This is a genomic window from Algoriphagus aurantiacus, from assembly GCF_035156405.1.
In the GTDB taxonomy this organism is placed as follows: Bacteria; Bacteroidota; Bacteroidia; order Cytophagales; family Cyclobacteriaceae; genus Algoriphagus; species Algoriphagus aurantiacus.
The window spans coordinates 81,527-99,355 of the sequence record NZ_JAXRUT010000023.1 but is presented as its reverse complement, the minus strand read 5'-3'; the positions used below and the strand labels follow the sequence as shown (position 1 = coordinate 99,355).

The window sequence follows — 17,829 nt, the reverse complement described above, 5'->3', positions numbered from 1 at the left end:
CTATTACGCCATATCGATAGAGTTGATGTATTTTTCTCTGATACTTTTGAAGAGCAAAAGTACCTCCTCCATAGGCGGACGGGCAAAAGCCTTCGACCGAAATCAGCCTTGAATTGCCTTCGGATACCTATAGCGATATAGTTAAGTTTATTTCCTTCGGTACTTTTGAGACCCCTCCTGCGGCGGGCAGGCAAAAGTACCCAAAAGTCTTCGCCCGAGGCTATGCTTCAAATCGGCTAAAAAAACTGCATATCCTCCAGGGCATCCCTCTACACACTATTTTTTGTTATAAATCGATAGATGGTATCATTTATAGTTTTCCAATGCACTACTTGCAGTAACCATGCAGTGCTTCATATTCTAATAAAAGCTCTACAGGTCTTCCTACGAAATCAGCCTGACAATACTCACTAAACTGTGTTCTCCGCGTAACCCTCTGTGATCCCGTGGTTAAAAAAAAAGACATAAAAAAAACCTCCATGTCTATCAATTGGCATGGAGGTGATAAAAAAATGAAATTTATATTCTTACCAAGGAATGGTAGTCCCCTGGTATAGCCAGGATCTGGACCATTGGCTATCCTTTCCGAATCCGCCGGAGTAATCTGTCAGTTCCAATCTGTCCAACGCACCGGTAACGCTTTCTGCATTGTTGTTGTACTCGTCATCACCATACTGAAATCTCAGGGCAATTTTTGGTTGCGGAGACTGGGGACCTGTTTCCAACCTAGGGTAACCGGTACGTCTGTAGTCCGCAAAAGCTTCTGCTGCTGCAGTCCAGCTTGCCACCCACTTTTGCTCCATCACCTGCTCCAAGGTATTGTCAAAAGCGATTCCCTCTTCAGCAATAAAGCTCGCATAATCGTCAGCTTTGCCCCATACGATCAGTGACTTTTCTATGCCATCGTAATAATGCTCCTCAGCGGATCCTACGTTCCACCCTTTCAAAGCAGCTTCAGCAAAAATAAAGCTCACTTCTGCAGAAGAGATCAACCTGGCCTTGAGAATATCTCCCGGGGCTCCTGCTGACTGGTAGATATCTGCCAGCTGCGAAATATGTTGATTTTGGGTGCCTTGTCCCGGAGATGGGTTTCCATTATAGGATTCCGGTACCATCGATGAAGGGGGTAATCCTACATATTCAGCATCATTATAGCTCACCATATCAGGATTAAATCTTCTGGTAAAGTTCTCACCGGCATAGTTGTTCACAAACTCATCAAATGAGTAGGTGACTACCCCTAGGGGTTCACCGTCATTTCTGATAAAGCCCTCAGCCGCTACATCCAAAGATTCGTCTGCCACCCATTGCACTCTTACCGGTGCAAACCAGACCGGAAGTCTGGGATCATTCGTTCCCATCAATTGGTCAATAAATGTCTGGCAGGCCTGATACCTTTGGAAATCATCCGGATTCAAGGCAATGTGACGTGTGATCCAGATGTCACTGGCTCCCCCGGTATAATCCAATACGGCATCTTGGGAGGTGCTTTGGATATAATCCCCAGAAGCATAGATTGCCTCAATGCCTGCTTTGGCTACATCGGGTTTTTGGGAGGATATTCTCAGGTAGTAGCGAAGTAAAAGAGAATTGGCAAATCTTTTCCAAGCAGCTGCATCCCCTCCAAAATACAGGTCATTGGCAGGTATCACTCCGGCGTTATTCGCTGAATTAAACTTGGTCACGGCTGTCTGCAGTTCTGCAATAATTCCGTCATAGATGACCTCCTGACTGTCGAATCTTGGGAATTGAAACTCAGGGGCCAATTCATCCCCTTTCAGGGCATCAGTATAAGGTGCATCTCCCCAAAGGTCTGTGATGTTGCCAAAGACAAAAGACTTCATGGTCAGTGCTACTGCCTGAAAATATTCATTCTCCAAATCAACAGCTCTGTTGTATAGCAAATTATTGTTTCGAAGGATATTATACCATCCTGCCCAGCTAATACTTTCCCAGCTGTAATTGTTATGGCCATCGTACCAGCCGTTTTTCTGCGTATGCTGCACAGCACCCGCCAGGTCATTTACTCCAAGATTTGCATAGCTCTGAGCTGCATCCGCTAAAATTGTCGGCATCAATAAGTTTGGATTTACCTCCGCAGGATCAATTCCATAGGGGTTGACATTCATTTCATCAAGCTTATCATCGCAGCCTGAGAATCCCAGCCAGCAAATCAAAACCATCAAGAATCCTCGATAAAGTTTATATGTTAGTGTCATGTGTATATTATTTGATTTTTTAAGATTATCCGCAATGATGCCAGTAGCTATAATTCTCTTTGCTTTACCGGACGGAAGACCGAAGACGCCTGCCTGCCGGCAGGCAGGGGTGACCGAAGTGGCCTCGACGCTAGTGTTTTCCAAATCCTATAATGCTTTTATCGCTTTACTGGCAGAAAGCGGGCAACATAATTCGTCGATTTGAGATTAAAGATTAAAGTTCAATTTGAAGCCTAGAGGAAAGCTCCATGGCATCACGTTCTGTCGCTCGATTCCCTGACGGAACTGTGAAGAGGTATTTCCCTGTGTTCCGCTGTTTGCCCAGAAGGCTCTTTCCGGATCAATTCCTATATCAGCTTTGGTCCAGAGCATCAGGTTTCTGGTATAGATAGAGAAGGTTGCATTTCTGAATCTGCCTAGGTTGGGGATTCTATAGCCTATACTCAATTCTCTCAGTTTGATAAAAGAGGCATCAAAGGTTATCTGCTCGTTGAAACCCCAAGGATAGGTATTGGTAATCGGATAAATGTTGGTTCCCTCTCCGCCCAGGTGCTCTACATATACATCATCACTGAAATCATCTGGAGTATCTGCACCGGCTGTTTGAATCACTCCCGGCACAAAGGCTCCGTCACTTCCATTTTCATCCACAAAATACCCTCCTGTTGCCGCAGTATACCCCCCTATACGTGGGTAGTTACCCTGGCTTGGAATAACATATTCCTCCGGATTGGCCTTTATCATCGCGATCAACTCATCGGTTGTATAAAGGCTCCCCGGGATTAGATTATCAATTTGTCTCTGAGATTTCCAGTCCGACTCTCCATATCTATAGGTAAAGGACATAAACTCTCCACCTTGCCTCCAGTCAAAGCTAGCTCCGATCACAAACCTTTTGATATTCAAAGTGGACTGCAATCCCATTTGGAAATCAGGATTGAAGTTGCCCACTTTCTTGAGGTTTTCGGTACCGGAAAGCTCCTGCCATTCTCCTGCATTGGAAAGTACCGGCCATTTGTGATAAGGAGAGTTCGGATCTTTTACCTCAGCATAGCTCCTACTGTACATATTTCCGATCTGCTCCCCCACAAAAGTGATCGCTCCCCCACCATTCTCAGACCAAAGGGTGATTCTATCCAAACCTTCTGTAAGCTCTACCACAGTAGTCCTGTTTCTACTCCAGTTCAGGTCTACATCCCAGGAGATGTCTTTCTTAGCGATGACTGTTCCGCCCAGGGAAAGTTCCAGTCCGCGGCTTTCGATCAGACCGGCATTGATCAGACGTCCTGAGTAGCCGGAAGAAGAAGGGAGATTTACTGAGAAAATCTGGTTTCTGTTATCGATCTGATAAATTGTTCCTGCAAATCGCAGTCTGTTGTTGAACATGTTCAGGTCAATTCCGCCTTCATAGGAAGTGGCCTGCTCAGGCTTCAGATCTGGATTTAAAAGACTTGAAGGCATGCTGGCGGTGTTGATGGAATTGTAGACTCCGGTGGACAGATTTGGGAGAAGGTTATAAGGCCCGGTATCATTCCCTACCTGTGCCGCACCAAATCTCACTTTTAACATATCGATGTTATCCGGCAAGTCTAGGGTATAATTTGCCAGCCAGCTCAGGGAAGCTGAAGGATAGAAATAGGATCTGTTTTCCCGTGGCAAGGTGGAAGACCAATCATTTCTGGCTGTCAAGTCCAGATAGAGCTGATCTGCATAGCCAAAGGAAACCAATCCATAAATGGAGTAAATCCCCTTTTCAAAATAGGAATTGCTCATGGAGCGGTTGTCGGCAGGAATATTCTGAACATTATAGATTCCAGGAATTACCAATCCATTGTTACGGTCTCCGCCTACACCCACATTGGTACTTCTACCAAAGCGGTTCATAATATTCCCACCTACTGAGGCATTTACATCCAACTTCGCAAAATCATCATTCCAGGAAGCCAGAAAGTCAGTATTGGATTCCTGAGTCACAATATCAGCCGTGTAGTACCCTCCACGGGCCATTCTACTGTAGCTATAAGGAATCTTAGTTTCCAGATTCTCAGCTGATCTATCCAAAGAGTAGCGTGCCCGGATATTGAAGGATTCAGAAAACTGATAGTCCAAGGACACATTTCCATAAATACGATCTCTCACAAATGCATTTTCCATTTCGTTGGCTATAAAATATGGGTTGTCACCGGCAGCAGTCCTGATCTGCTGTACTCCTTCCTGGCCCGGCACCCAAACACTTTTCATCAATTCATAATCCACGTAAGGAGAGTCATAAACCGCTTCTAAGGGGTTTGCCCTTCTATCCCCTGTGCTGGGACGGTCGTTGGATTTGCTGTTGGTATAGTTGAAATTGGAACTAAACGTCAGGTTTTCGGTGATTTTATGGCTCAAAGAGGTAGAGTAGCTATTTCTGAAAAGATCAGAATTAGGAATCATTCCCTGGTGCAACATATTGGAGTAGGAAATCCTATAGGTAGTCTGCTCACTTCCCCCGTCCACAGCAATATTGTTGGTGGAAGTGATTCCAGTCTGCATGAAATCTTTCATCGCATCCGGATAGGCCCTCAATTCCGTAGGAATCGGGTCTCCATTGGCATCCAGCGGACTATTCCACTGAACAGCAGTGTTGCCGGCATCTAATTCTGGGCCTCCCCAATAGGCAGAGCCCTCATTGAACACGGCATTACGATTACCATTGGCGTATTTGTAATGAAAATCCAGCAATCGGGTCGGTCGTTCAAACACATTGCTGGTGGAGAAGGAAATACCCATGGTCTTACCTGCTTTGCCGGATTTGGTGGTAATGATCACCACTCCATTTCCTGCTCTGGTACCATACAATGCAGCTGCGCTGGGACCTTTCAATACAGATATACTCTCTATGTCGTCCGGATTGATATCGGAAATTGCATTTCCGTAATCCACCTGGTTTCCATCCCCGTTTTGCCTCACATTGTTTAGGGAGTTGGACATGGGCACCCCATCCACTACAAACAGAGGTTGGTTGTCTGTAGTCAAAGAGGTAGCACCCCGAATCACCATGCTCATGGAAGATCCCGGCCCACTTGTTTGGTTGATGGTAACCCCGGGCATTCTACCGGAAAGTGAACTCAGCACATTTTCCTGGGAGACCTGGGTCAGCCCCTCTCCTTTTACACTGGAGACGTCATATCCCAAGGAGCGTTGATCCCGCTTAATTCCCAAGGCTGTCACCACCACTTCGGACATATCCGTGGCAGTTTCACTCATGGTTATATCAATCATAGACTGGTTTCCTACAGTGATTTCCTGGGAATCAAATCCTACAAAAGAGAAAACCAGTATTGAATTAGGACCCGTAACATTCAAAGAGTAGGTTCCATCAATCTCTGAGACTGTTCCATTGCTGGTCCCTTTTTCAAGTACCGTGACTCCCGGGATGGGAGATCCATCTTCAGTGGAGATTATTTTACCCTGGACCTGCTGAGCCTGAAGGGCATCTTCAATCAGGACGGGTAGTGGCGAAGTCATGGCTGAAATCCCATACAGCGGAAACAGCACCAATCCAAAAATCAAGGGGAGGCCCCAAGTGATTTTTGACTTTTTGTTTTTGGAAAAATGTTGCATAAGCATAATCATTTAGTGGGTTAGTCGTATTTACTTTTTTGGTTTGAGTGTTTATTTTTTTTCCGGTAGCCCCAATCCATCAAAAAATTCCTGAAAGGCTTGATTCAATTCACTTGTTTTTTTTTCCTTTTTTAGTTTTTGGAGAAAAAGATCAAATTCATCCTTGGATATCTCACCGGTTGACAATTTTTCCAGTAATTCCTTGATTGTTGGATTTTTCATAGGCTGTACCTTCGCCTTAAATACCTTGCTCTTTTAAAAATGGACTACCCAATCACTGATTATCAGTTTGTTAATTTGACAGTTGAAAAAATCCGGATTTCGTAACAATCAGAAAATATGGGATGACGGGTGCTTGGTGTCAGGTGTTGGATGAGATTTGTTGGAGTTAAAAAGTTAAAGGTTAAAGGTTAAGGGTTGAAAAGTTAAATCGGCAATTTGGTTGTGGATCGTGGATCTAGAATCCTACCTTTGGTAGGCAGGCTTGATATTTCCTACTTCCTACCTCCCACTTCCCACAAAGAGTTGGCACCGAAGCGCTTCCTATACTCGCCTGGGGCGTAGCCCATCAATTGTTTGAATTGTCTGGCGATATTAGTACTGTCTTGGAACCCCAAATCCACTGCTATCTCAAAAATACTCTGATCTGAACTCAAAAGTTTTTGGGCCAATTTCTCCATTCTGACCTTGGTGATATACTTATACACCGGATGTCCGGTAACCTGCAAGAAACGCTTCTCCAAGGCTCGACGGGAAAGAGGCACTTCCTTGACCACTTGATCCACCAGGATGTTTCTATCAATATTCCTATGAATGTAAGTCAGGGCTTCTGCGACATATGCATCTGAGGAGGCGAACATATCTGTAGACGACCGTGTGATTACTTTCACCGGGGGGACAATCACATCCTTGTAGTTATTTTTGCCGGTTCTTATCATTTCATGCAAAACCTGCGCAGCCTCAAAGCCTCCCCTTTCTATATCCAGCACAATACTCGATAAGGGCGGATCCGCAAGTTCGCAGAATGTCACATCATTGTCCACTCCCAAAACAGCCACTTCCTGGGGAACCCTAATCTTATTGTGGTTGCAAGCCTCCAAAATATGTACCCCCTGATTATCATCGCATGCCATCAAGGCAACAGGTTTGGGTAAGTTCTTCAACCATTTGCTCAAGGATTTGCTCTTGTAATACCAGATATCCGTGGAGCGGGCTTTTTTATGCTCAAAATAATTGACCTGATATCCTGCTTTCTTGATAGTGGATTCAAATCCTTCCGCGCGTTCCCGTGACCAAACAATATTATTGAACCCATAAAAGGCAAAATTGTAATACCCTTTGTTCAGAAAATAGTCGGCTCCCATCACTCCTGTTTGCCGGTAAGAACCTGTGATATTGGGGATTTTGGAAAACCTTTCTTTAAAATCCTGGGCTATGACAGGAATCCCCCCGTCAATAAACTCCTCCTCCATTTCATTATATAGTTGACCAATGATCCCATCAGCCCTCCATTCCTTTGCCCATGTGAGGATGCCTTTGACCCCCACCATTTCCCTGTAGTATAAAGGCATTCGGCAAAATGTCCATTGCCCATTTTTACTGGAATAGGCACTGATTCCTTTCAGTAATGATTTACTATACTCTTCAGCAAAATCCAGTAGTAATATTATCCGTTGCATCTGATCAGCTAAATAATTCCTTTAGTGATTGGACACGGGAATTGCTGACCAGAGGCTTGGCCCAAATCCCAATGAACAAAATGTAACCCAGTGGAATGAACAGGAAGAACATAGCAGCCTGCAGTCCAATAAAATCTGCCAAGCCACCAATAACCAAGGGGACGATGGCTCCACCTACAATACCCGAACAGAGTAAACCTGCGAAAGTCCCATGCGCAAAATCAACAGAATTCAACGCCAGGGAAATTAAGATAGACCACATTACGGAGAGGCAAAATCCTGAGAAAGCAAATGCTATCAAGACCAAATTTCCCTCAGCCAACAAGCCGGTCAATAAGGAAAGGATAGCCGCACAGGTGAATAAAATCAGAACCAATTTGCTATCCATAAATTTCAGCAGAACCAATCCCAGCAGACAACCAAGAGTCAGCAGGCCCCAGAAATAGGAAATCACCCTGGCCCCGCCAATACTGGGATCTACTCCATGATAATCCTGCAAGAACTGGCTCACCCAGTTGGCAATGCCCTGCTCTGTCCCTACGTAGGAAAATATTCCAAGAAAATACAACCAAACCATCCGCTTGCTGAGGAGGCTTTTCAGGGTTTTTCCCAATTCCACTTTCTCATCATCTTTCAAGTCCACTTTCGGGAAATTCGTAAAGCCAATCAATAGCAACATGATCCCGGCAAGCAAGGCAAATACAAAATAGACGGAAACCCATTTCATTTCCACGGGAACCCATTCTTCCAATAGGCTGATCCAAGCAGGTGCTTCAGGAGTGAATAGGGACTGATCCATGTAACTGTATAACATGGGGCTAAGGAATGAGGCAGCCCCGAAAGCCAATTGACCCAAAACAGAATTAAACGCAAAGTGCTCTTCTCCTCCCGTAACCCTTAAAAGCGGGTTGATGACCACCTGGAGCATCGCCATACCCATTCCAATAATAAACAGGGAACCCAAAGCTGAACCAAACCGGGGATTGAAACCAAACAACAATGCACCTAGGGCAGCCAAGCTAAATGCCAACAGGAGCACGGGCTTTTCCCGCCAGCGCTCCACCAATAATCCTGAAGGGAGAGACATGACTCCATAAGCCACAAAAAAGGCAAAAGGCAAAAATCCGGCTAAGCCGTAGCTTAAAGAAAAACTATCGATGATCCCAGGAATGATGGGGCCAAGAATATTGGACATCAGGGATATGACAAAGAATATTAAAAAAATAAGCAAAAGAATTTTCGTTTGCTTATTTTTTTGACTATCCACTTTGTGTCTAGGCATGTGTTTTAGATTTTAATTCAATTCTAAAGAGAAAAACTATAAAAACTAACCAGTTAACAGTTTCTTAAATAAAAAAAAATAAAATCAAACTGTTAGTCCATTTCTAAAATAGTAAGGTAACACCAGTATATCAAACAAGGCCGAAGATCACTTATAAATAAAAATGATTATCCGCAATGACACCAGTTACCTTAGATCCTTCGCTTATCTGGTCGGAAGACCGATGACGCCTGCCTGCCGGCAGGCAGGGGAGACCGAAGTGGCCTTGAATCTTAAGTTTACCATATCNTATCCGCAATGACACCAGTTACCTTAGATCCTTCGCTTATCTGGTCGGAAGACCGATGACGCCTGCCTGCCGGCAGGCAGGGGAGACCGAAGTGGCCTTGAATCTTAAGTTTACCATATCCTATGTCGCTTTTTCTTCCTTACTGGCAGAAAAGCGGATATCTATATAAATAAAAATGTGTTTCTTCTATAAACAACCCTTTTTTCTGCTTCTGTGGATCTCATCCATCTCTTTTTCATTTGCCCAATCCCAGGTAAATCCGACTTATGCCGAAAAACTGGGATATCCAAAAGGAAGGAAGGTGGTGATATTCCATGTAGATGATGCCGGGATGTCCTTTGAATCCAATCAGGGAACCTTTCAAGCCATGCAGGAAGGTGTGGCCACTTCCTGTAGCGTTATGATGCCCTGCCCTTGGGCGGGGACATTTTTGAGATTAAGCAAAGAAACGCCGGGGATGGATATTGGCTTGCATCTAGTGCTCACCTCCGAATGGAAAACTTACCGGTGGGAGCCTCTGGCCGGCCGGACTTTGGTGCCCGGATTATTGGATCCTGAAGGCTCTTTTTGGCACAGCGTAGAAGAAGTCGTAGCACATGCCTCTGCAGAGGATGTGTATTTGGAATTGAAAGCTCAAGTGGATCGTGCCCTGCAAAGTGGTATTCAGCCAAGCCATTTGGATTCTCATATGGGGACACTTTTTGCCAGCCCGGACTTTTTAGAAACCTATCTGAAGGTAGGATTGGAATATCAGATCCCAATCATGTTTCCGGGAGGCAACAATAAACTTATCGCCGAAAGTTTTCAACAACCTGTTATTGAGCAGTTGAAGAAAGAAGGGAAGTACAAGGAAGGCATGGAACTGCCTACTCCGGATATTCTACGTGAGGCTCAGGCAATGGGAGAAAAAATCTGGAGCTCGGGCTTTCCAGTGCTGGATGACCTCCACAAGGACAGCGGAGACTGGAGGCCTGAAAAAAGACCTTTTAGCCAAGGGGAGTTGACCCAATATAAAATCATGAAATTCAAGGAAACACTTGATCAGATGGAGCCGGGTCTGGCCATGATCATTGTCCATTGCAGCGAAAACACTGAAAACTTCCGACGGTTTTCAGGCTCTGGGACTTCCCGACAGGCTGACCTGGAAGCCATGCTTTCTCCTGAATTGAAAACTTATATTGAAGAGGAAGAAATCATCCTGACTACCTGGAGAGAAGTCATGGAGCGCAGAAAAAATATCAAATAATGATGCTAAGAAGCCTTTTCAAACAAGTAACATTCTTGTGGTTGGGGATGATGATGGCGCCTATTTGCCTACTTGCCCAATCCCATCTTGTACCCTCCTTGGTCCATGAGTCTATATTCCCTTTGCAGGCAAAACATACCCATGCAAGCAGTATAGTGGCACTTCCGGGCGGGGATCTGCTTTCCGTATGGTTTGAAGGTTCGGGTGAACGAAAATCTGATGATGTCCTGCTGATGGGATCAAGGAAAAAACAGGGACAAACTAAATGGTCCAAACCTTTTGAGATGGCTGATACTCCGGGGATACCGGACTGTAATCCCGTGCTTTTTCTCAATCAAAGAGAAGAGCTGTTCTTGGTATGGATCGCCGTAAATGCCAACGAATGGGAAAACTCTATTCTCCGATTGAAAAGAAGTAAATCTTTTGATACTGATGGTGCACCTATCTGGAACTGGCAGGACAATATTTTTCTTAAACCCGGGGATGAATTTGCGGAGGAAGTTGCCCGAAAATTCAAAGATCTTCCTCCTACCCATTTGGGATGGTCTTCCTATGCACCTGAATACGAGGAGATGATTATTGAAGCGTCCCAGGACTCCAAAAAAACAAGTATGGGATGGATGACCCGGATCAAGCCTCTTGTCACTGAAGACAGGATCCTTCTACCGCTTTATTCGGATGGTTTCAACTTTTCCCTGATGGCTATTTCAGATGATATGGGAGAAAGTTGGAAACCCAGTTTACCGCTAGTAGGCAAAGGTCCTATCCAACCTGCATTAATTCAAAAAGAAAATGGAGATATCGTCGCCATGCTTCGGGATGCCGGGGATGCTCCTTCGATGATCCAACAAAGTATTTCAAAAGATCAGGGTGAAACCTGGACGGTTGCCAAAAAAACAGAATTCCCGAATACAGCCAGTGTGGAACTGCTAAAACTTAAAGATGGACGATGGTGGATGGTAGGCAACGATATTCAGGATGGCAGGTATCAATTAGCGCTTTGGATTTCATCGGATGAGGGAAATGTATGGAGCAACCCACAATACCTTGAACTAGACTCCACCCATCAGGGAAAATTCTCTTATCCAGCCTTGATTCAGGACAAGGAAGGACTTGTTCATCTTACGTATTCCAAACACTTAAATGAAGGTAAAACCATCCAATATCGCCTATTGGATCCAAACCAAATTCACTGATTATGGAAAAAACTTTTTATGGATTGACACTGCTCTTTGTCGCCCTGATTCAGACTGCGGTAACAGGACAATCTGGAACCGGAGGAACCTATCAGGACACTCCTTTTGTGCAAGAATACGCTATTATCAATTCCAAGACACTCCGAAACCTTTCTACCCAAAGTCTGGCCAGTAACCAAACCGGGAATGTCCAAATTCTCGAAAATATGCAGCTATTGCGACCGGCAGCGGGTCAGTTTCAGGTTTGGGGAACTTTGGCACATGATCAATCCTACCTGCCTATGGCGGCAAAGAAAGTGAAAGCAATCGACAGCTATCAAGGCGAGATCATTTATGTGGATGACCATGCCGTATTCAGCAATGCCTGGGCGGGCAGCTTATTTTTGAAGCACCAACTACCAGCGGCACATCGCTTCGAAGGTGGAGAAGAATTTGATTTTTTGATCAGTGACGGAAAACAATTGCAGTATTTAGGGCCAACTATAGATGAACCAATCATTGTATCTGCACCTCAGGAGGTGGTGGATATTCAATATGATCCCATCCAAGAAAAGTTCTGGATAATAAGTCAGGAAAAAGTCTATCAGTTTGATCCCAAATCCAGCAAACTACAGGAAGAATTGTCTGGTAAGGGGCTGAAATCCTTGGCTTATTTCTCTCCCAAAAACCAGTTGGTGCTGGGAAGTGACGAAGGATATTTCACCTATGACATCCAATCCAAAACCAAATCTCCCCTACTTACAACAATCCCTTGGACAGACATTCTTGTGGTGGAGACGAATGGAGATGAAATCTGGTTTGGAACAAGCAAAGGAGCCTTTGTATTACTTCCCAACGGAGAAATCAACTACTACTATTTAGAGAGATGGCTTCCGGGAGAGGAGGTTTTTGACATTGCCTTTGGTAAGGACGAAATCTACCTCCTCAGCAATCAGGGTTTGACAACTATATTCCGGAAAGAGATGACCTTGGCAGAGAAAGCGGGGTATTTCGATGAATATACCCGTAAAAACCATTTAAGGCACGGATTTAACGCCACGCTTGAGCTTACAGAACCTGGAAAAATAGCCACAGGAAAATTGGATGACTCGGACAATGATGGTCTTTGGACCTCTATGTATTTAGCCTCTCAGGGTTTTCGATATGCAGTGACCAAAGATCCGGAAGCCCTTGCTCAGATCAGACAGTCCCTACTGGCTATGGAGCGTCTATTCACCATTAATCCTGTGGAAGGGTTCCCCTCCCGTTCTTTTGAAAGATCCGGCTACATAGAAAAACTGGCAGATCCTGAAAGATGGCAACATTCCCCAGATCCGGAATGGGACTGGAAATCCACTACCAGTAGCGACGAAGCGATCGGACATATGTTTGTCTATGGAGTGCTTGCCGAACTTGTGGAAGATGAATGGGTAAAAAATAAATCCATTGAACTGATGGACACCTTGATGTCACATATCTTGGCTCATGACATGTATTTATATGATTTTGACGGGAAACCTACACTCTGGGGCAAATGGAATCCGGATTATGTCAACAACTTTCCTATTCAGGTGGGAGACAGAAAGCTCAACTCTTCCAATATCATCAGCATGCTTCAGACTGCCTACCACTTTACTGGCAAGGAGAAGTATAAAGTAAAGGCATTTGAGCTCATGGAGGATTATGGGTATTTGGAAAACCTTATGAGACCCATGAAAATCATCGGAGAAGCAGGGGACGGAAGTGATTCTTACAGCCAAATGCTTTCTATGGCCTGGAACCATTCCGATGATGAGATGTATTTTTTAGGATACTGGGGACTTTATAAGTATGCTTTTGACCCTGAATTAAAAGCAAAATTCAAGGAAGCAATCATAGACCATTGGCAAGCAGAAAGACCGGAAAAAGATGGCTTGTGGAATATTATTGCCGCTATAGTCCAACCCGCAAAATTTGACCTGGAAGAATCAATCTGGTTCTTGCAGAAGCATCCTATAGATCTTATCAACTGGAATGTACAAAACAGTCATCGCAAGGACATCAAAAACCTTGAAGCCAATTTCAGAAGACAAACCACCCCCGAAGTATTACCTCCTTCTGAGACCAGAGTAGCAAGACACAATGCCAATCGCTTCAATTTGGATGGAACCGGAAACGGAAGATCTATCTACAGTCCTGGAGATATTTGGTTACTGCCTTATTGGATGGGGCGTTATTTAGGGGCAATCGAATAATTCCAGCCAACAAAATGTGCACAAAAAAGGCCTAAACTCATTGACGTAGTTTAGGCCTTTTTCATGTCAGGCTGATTCCTCTAATTATTAACAATAAGATAACAATCTGATTATTAATCGGTAACCAGCTCTAAGTTTTCGCAAATTGAGGATTTAAATGCGTGATTTACGTATCTAGTTGGTTTTATTTTTTCAAAATTGAATAAGCAAATGAACTAAGCCCTATGACAGCACCAACTATAGAAACTATTGAAAATTTCAAAATGGGGAAACAGGAGGCGATTGAGTCCGTGTATTATTCATATAAACCTACCGTAGTCAGGTTTATTTTATCCCTTATTAAAGATGCTGAAGAAGCTGAAGCGATTTTTCATAATGTGTTTCTGAAAATCCTAAGAAAAAGAAAAGAGTTGGATACCGAAAAGGGAATCCGATCTTACATCTTTACCATCTCTAAAAACGAGGTGTTAGATTACTTTAATCATTTAAGCAGCGACAGAAAAAAAGCGGAGGATTTTTATAAAAACAGGATCGAGAGTTCGGTGGATCTGAAGTTGGAAGAGGAAGCCCTTATGATCCGGTTGGAAGAGGCGATAGAAATGCTTACTGACCAAAGGAAGAAGGTAGTTAAGCTTTCCTACTTCGAAAATCTTTCCTATCAGGAGATCGCAGATCAAATGCTTATTTCAAAAAATACTGTTAAAAACCATTTGATCAAAGCAAGATTAAGCCTCAGGAATTATTTAACGTAGAGGGGGTTAAGGATTAAAGGTTAAAAGTTAAAGGTTAAAAGTTAAATCGGAGATTGGATCAAGTCGCTTGTTTCTTGGATCTAAAGTCTTGATACTTGAGTCTTGATACTTGCTACTTAACTCTTGTGTCTTAAGAGGCGGTAAATATTCACATGTCCGCCAGCTCCGGTAACTCATAAAACATCGGTAAGCGTAGCAAGCAGTCTGAATAGCGGTCGGAATTGGGGAGTTGCCTTTTATATTGATCAGGAAGGTGCTTCTTGGCATACTCTGATTGATGCAAGCTTTGATAGTGGAAAACTGCTAAAATCCCTTTTTCTTTCAATGCAGCGGCGTAAGCGGTTCTACTTTCTAAGCTTGGGAAAAGAAGGTAGAAGAGGTGGTAGTTGGCAGGGAATTTAAAATGTAAAATTGATAGTGGTTCATTATTAGAGAATGCTTCGTCAGCCAAAAAGCCTCCTCCCTCCTTGGCGGGCAGGCGCAATGACGAATCCGAATTTTCAATTTTAAATTTTAAACTCTTGAAAATCTCAACATAATTAGAATTCAAGACCTTAGGGATATCACTATCTCCGCTAAATATCCTAAAGTAGTCTTCCCAAATAGCTTTTCTTCGTTCCTGGATTTTATCCAAATTCTCCAATTGTGCCCAGAGAAATGCGGAGGTGATTTCCGAGGGCAGAAATGATGATCCTATATCCACCCAGCCGTATTTATCTACTTCCCCCCTAGCATAAGCCACTCTTTCTGTCCCTTTTTCCCAGATCATCTCCGCTCTTCTGATCATCCCAGGATCATTGATCATAAGCATCCCTCCTTCTCCGCATTGGATGTTTTTGGTTTCGTGGAAACTCATCGTCCCCAGATGCCCTATGCTACCCAGTGAGTTTCCCTTATAAAAACTATCAATCGCCTGTGCGGCATCCTCTACTACAAATAGTCCGTATCGCTTGGCTATATCCATGATCAAGTCCATTTCACAGGCATGCCCGGCATAATGGACAGCAACTATTGCTTTTGTTTTGGGAGTGATCAGCTCTTCGATTAAGCGTTCATCCATATTGGGATGATCTGGGCGGCTATCCACAAAAACGATTTTGGCTCCCCGTAATACAAAGGCATTGGCGGTGGACACAAAGGTGAAGCTGGGTATGATTACTTCATCTCCGGGCTGTATATCAAAGAGTATTGCGGCCATCTCCAGCGCATCGGTGCAGGAAGTGGTGAGCAGACACTTTTGGAAACCATAGCGTCTTTCAAAGAAATCCTGACAGAGATGGGTGAATTCTCCATTGCCAGAGATTTTCCCAAGGCTTACCGCTTCCTCAACGTACTTGAGTTCGTTTCCTGTGAGGTAGGGTTTGTTGAAGGGGATTTTGATGGTCTTTAGAAAATTTATAATGGCTTACCACGATGTCTGTACTGGATTGATAATAGAGGGTTATTGGTTGTTGGTTGTTGGTTAGTTTCGGCACGATTAACAAGCCAGGTCCCCCCTAATGGTTTAAGCCCAGTAATTCTTTCACCTGCCTTTGAAGAAGTGGTAAGTCTTTGTGTATGATACCCCAAATTATGACAGAATCGACTGAATCATAGGAATGAATAACCCAATTTCTCAGATTTACTATTCTCCTAGCTTCAGAAATAGGGAAATCAGAATTCATCTTTAAGAGCCTATTTGTAGCCTCTCCAATTATTTCCAATTCCCGTTCAACTGCTCTTCGTAACATTTTTTGGTTCAAGTACTTTTCAAAGTCCCTTTCCCGTTCTAAATATTGATCTATAGAATCTATTGAGGTAAGAATATCCAACAGGAATTTCTTCTCTTCAAGCAGCATATAGCAATAGTCTTGATTTGTACACTTTATCTTTGAAAAATTTATTGGTTAGAGAGTTGTCAGTCAATAAGTCGATTTCTCTACCTAGAAGATTTTGTAAATCTTCGTGTAGTGAAAAATAATGATCAGTATATGTATCAAATGGAATGTTTTTGAATTGAATGAGAAAGTCAAAATCACTTTCATCATTAAATTTATTTTCAACAACAGATCCAAAAACATATAATTTTTCTAATTCATATTTCTCACATAACTGAATTATAGCATCTTTTCTACCAATAAGCATGTTTAGCCCTTTTGATGAAACATACAAAGGCATTGCTGAATCGGAAACTTGATCTAAGAGGGCTTTCTCTTCCATGAGCAAAATTTACAAATAATTTTCTATCCGTTCAGGTATTAGTTCCGCCACGGTGAATTGGTTGATAATTGTTGGTTGTTGTTAGTTAGGAATTTAAAATGCAGGAATTTAAAACCCACCTTCGGGCGGTAAATTTAAAATAGCCTCTTAACTCTTGATACTTGATTATCGCTATTTTCTCCAATATCTACCCCACTCTTTTCTCCACAATATAAATGGGTCGGTTTTTTACTCCTTCGAAAGTTTTGCCAATGTATAGACCTACCATGCCTAGGGTAATCAGGAGAAATCCTGTAAGCATCCAAATGGAAATGATCAACGATGCATAGCCAGCCACGATGATATCTCCATGTATAAATCTATAGAAGGTGTAGAGAGCAAACAGAAATCCTGTCAATGCAATCAGCATCCCAAATTTAACAGTAAGTCGAATTGGCTTATCACTGTAAGCCAGCATAATATCTAAAGCAAGGTTAAACAACCTTTTCAAATTATAGGAACTTACTCTATCCCCATTTTCTGCATGATCCACAGTGATGGCAGTTTGCCTAAACCCTACCCATTTGACCATCGTCGGAAAATAGCGGACAGATTCCCTCATCCTTATTATCTCATTGACGACCCTACGATGGTACACCCCAAAATTGGCAATACGCTCGTCTTGCTCAGATCCGGTAAGCCAGGCCAACGTCCTGTAAAATAGCTTTGATGAAAGCCTCTTAAAAAACCCATCTTTCCTACTTTCTCTTCTAGCCAAAACCACATCAAAACCTTGCTGAGCTTCTTGGTACAGGTTTGGGATCTCCTCAGGTCTATCCTGCAAGTCACAATCCATTACGACTATCCACTCTCCGAGTGCAGCATCCAACCCCGCAGTAATGGCATAATGCTGACCAAAATTCCTTGATAGCTTGATCCCCACTACAGCTGGATAATTTTTAGCCAATCTTTCAATTTCCATCCAAGAATTATCCCGACTGGCATCTTCGACCAAGATAATTTCATAAGAATCTGTGATTCCGATAACTGCTTGATGGATTCTTTCTACCAGCTCCTGAAGAATCTTTTCTGCCTGGTAAACTGGAGAAATTATGGATAGGTGCATTTATAAATTTAAAATGAAGAATTTGAGACCCACCTTCGGTCGGCAG

General features: G+C 43.3%; 13 protein-coding genes. 4 read left to right on the top strand and 9 right to left on the bottom strand.

Annotated elements, in window-relative coordinates:
* Positions 1-527: 527 nt before the first annotated feature.
* The 5 genes from SYJ56_RS19770 to SYJ56_RS19750 form a co-directional block, all read right to left on the bottom strand.
* Positions 528-2,219: a SusD/RagB family nutrient-binding outer membrane lipoprotein gene (locus SYJ56_RS19770; protein ID WP_323837181.1), complete on the bottom strand. Its 1,692-nt coding sequence runs from the start codon at positions 2,217-2,219 to the stop codon at positions 528-530.
* Positions 2,220-2,426: 207 nt separating this feature from the next.
* Entirely contained in the window at positions 2,427-5,822 is a 3,396-nt protein-coding gene (locus SYJ56_RS19765; protein ID WP_323837179.1) for a SusC/RagA family TonB-linked outer membrane protein, read from the bottom strand.
* A gap of 51 nt (positions 5,823-5,873) precedes the next feature.
* Positions 5,874-6,044 carry a hypothetical protein gene (locus SYJ56_RS19760; RefSeq protein WP_323837178.1) on the bottom strand — a complete coding sequence of 57 codons (171 nt, stop codon included), beginning with the start codon at positions 6,042-6,044 and terminating at the stop codon, positions 5,874-5,876.
* 272 nt (positions 6,045-6,316) lie between these two features.
* A complete protein-coding gene (locus SYJ56_RS19755; RefSeq protein WP_323837176.1) occupies positions 6,317-7,501 on the bottom strand; it encodes an AraC family transcriptional regulator in 1,185 nt (394 codons plus the stop codon).
* Positions 7,502-7,505: 4 nt separating this feature from the next.
* Positions 7,506-8,783 (bottom strand): MFS transporter, encoded by a 1,278-nt coding sequence (locus SYJ56_RS19750; protein ID WP_323837174.1) that lies wholly within the window; start codon positions 8,781-8,783, stop codon positions 7,506-7,508.
* Between the two features lie 464 nt (positions 8,784-9,247).
* Between SYJ56_RS19750 and SYJ56_RS19745 the strand changes: the two genes are divergently transcribed.
* The 4 genes from SYJ56_RS19745 (at position 9,248) to SYJ56_RS19730 (ending at position 14,479) form a co-directional block, all read left to right on the top strand.
* Complete coding sequence (locus SYJ56_RS19745; protein WP_323837172.1) at positions 9,248-10,318, top strand: polysaccharide deacetylase family protein; 1,071 nt, start codon at positions 9,248-9,250, stop codon at positions 10,316-10,318.
* Entirely contained in the window at positions 10,318-11,514 is a 1,197-nt protein-coding gene (locus tag SYJ56_RS19740) for a sialidase family protein (protein WP_323837170.1), read from the top strand. Before SYJ56_RS19745 ends, SYJ56_RS19740 begins: the two co-directional genes overlap by 1 nt.
* A gap of 2 nt (positions 11,515-11,516) precedes the next feature.
* Complete coding sequence (locus tag SYJ56_RS19735; protein WP_323837168.1) at positions 11,517-13,727, top strand: hypothetical protein; 2,211 nt, start codon at positions 11,517-11,519, stop codon at positions 13,725-13,727.
* Between the two features lie 224 nt (positions 13,728-13,951).
* Complete coding sequence (locus SYJ56_RS19730) at positions 13,952-14,479, top strand: RNA polymerase sigma factor (RefSeq protein WP_323837166.1); 528 nt, start codon at positions 13,952-13,954, stop codon at positions 14,477-14,479.
* A gap of 148 nt (positions 14,480-14,627) precedes the next feature.
* Here SYJ56_RS19730 and rffA read toward each other — a convergent pair whose 3' ends face one another.
* From rffA to SYJ56_RS19710, 4 genes are all read right to left on the bottom strand, one after another.
* Positions 14,628-15,860 carry a dTDP-4-amino-4,6-dideoxygalactose transaminase gene (rffA, locus tag SYJ56_RS19725; RefSeq protein WP_323837183.1) on the bottom strand — a complete coding sequence of 411 codons (1,233 nt, stop codon included), beginning with the start codon at positions 15,858-15,860 and terminating at the stop codon, positions 14,628-14,630.
* Between the two features lie 115 nt (positions 15,861-15,975).
* The gene (locus SYJ56_RS19720) at positions 15,976-16,317 is read right to left on the bottom strand and encodes a HepT-like ribonuclease domain-containing protein (RefSeq protein ID WP_323837164.1); all 342 of its coding nucleotides are present in this window, start codon (positions 16,315-16,317) and stop codon (positions 15,976-15,978) included.
* On the bottom strand, positions 16,307-16,678 hold the full coding sequence (locus SYJ56_RS19715; RefSeq protein WP_323837162.1) for a nucleotidyltransferase family protein: 372 nt from the start codon (positions 16,676-16,678) through the stop codon (positions 16,307-16,309). The genes SYJ56_RS19720 and SYJ56_RS19715 overlap by 11 nt, the downstream gene beginning before the upstream one ends.
* A 187-nt stretch (positions 16,679-16,865) precedes the next feature.
* The gene (locus tag SYJ56_RS19710; RefSeq protein WP_323837160.1) at positions 16,866-17,783 is read right to left on the bottom strand and encodes a glycosyltransferase family 2 protein; all 918 of its coding nucleotides are present in this window, start codon (positions 17,781-17,783) and stop codon (positions 16,866-16,868) included.
* Positions 17,784-17,829: the final 46 nt, after the last annotated feature.

Coding starts and splice junctions, on each gene's coding strand:
- SYJ56_RS19735 (WP_323837168.1), top strand. CDS start 11,517: ATGGAAAAAACTTTTTATGGATTGACACTGCTCTTTGTCGCCCTGATT.
- SYJ56_RS19745 (WP_323837172.1), top strand. CDS start 9,248: ATGTGTTTCTTCTATAAACAACCCTTTTTTCTGCTTCTGTGGATCTCA.
- SYJ56_RS19715 (WP_323837162.1), bottom strand. CDS start 16,678: ATGGAAGAGAAAGCCCTCTTAGATCAAGTTTCCGATTCAGCAATGCCT.
- SYJ56_RS19740 (WP_323837170.1), top strand. CDS start 10,318: ATGATGCTAAGAAGCCTTTTCAAACAAGTAACATTCTTGTGGTTGGGG.
- SYJ56_RS19755 (WP_323837176.1), bottom strand. CDS start 7,501: ATGCAACGGATAATATTACTACTGGATTTTGCTGAAGAGTATAGTAAA.
- SYJ56_RS19750 (WP_323837174.1), bottom strand. CDS start 8,783: ATGCCTAGACACAAAGTGGATAGTCAAAAAAATAAGCAAACGAAAATT.
- SYJ56_RS19720 (WP_323837164.1), bottom strand. CDS start 16,317: ATGCTGCTTGAAGAGAAGAAATTCCTGTTGGATATTCTTACCTCAATA.
- SYJ56_RS19730 (WP_323837166.1), top strand. CDS start 13,952: ATGACAGCACCAACTATAGAAACTATTGAAAATTTCAAAATGGGGAAA.
- SYJ56_RS19710 (WP_323837160.1), bottom strand. CDS start 17,783: ATGCACCTATCCATAATTTCTCCAGTTTACCAGGCAGAAAAGATTCTT.
- SYJ56_RS19770 (WP_323837181.1), bottom strand. CDS start 2,219: ATGACACTAACATATAAACTTTATCGAGGATTCTTGATGGTTTTGATT.
- SYJ56_RS19765 (WP_323837179.1), bottom strand. CDS start 5,822: ATGCAACATTTTTCCAAAAACAAAAAGTCAAAAATCACTTGGGGCCTC.
- SYJ56_RS19760 (WP_323837178.1), bottom strand. CDS start 6,044: ATGAAAAATCCAACAATCAAGGAATTACTGGAAAAATTGTCAACCGGT.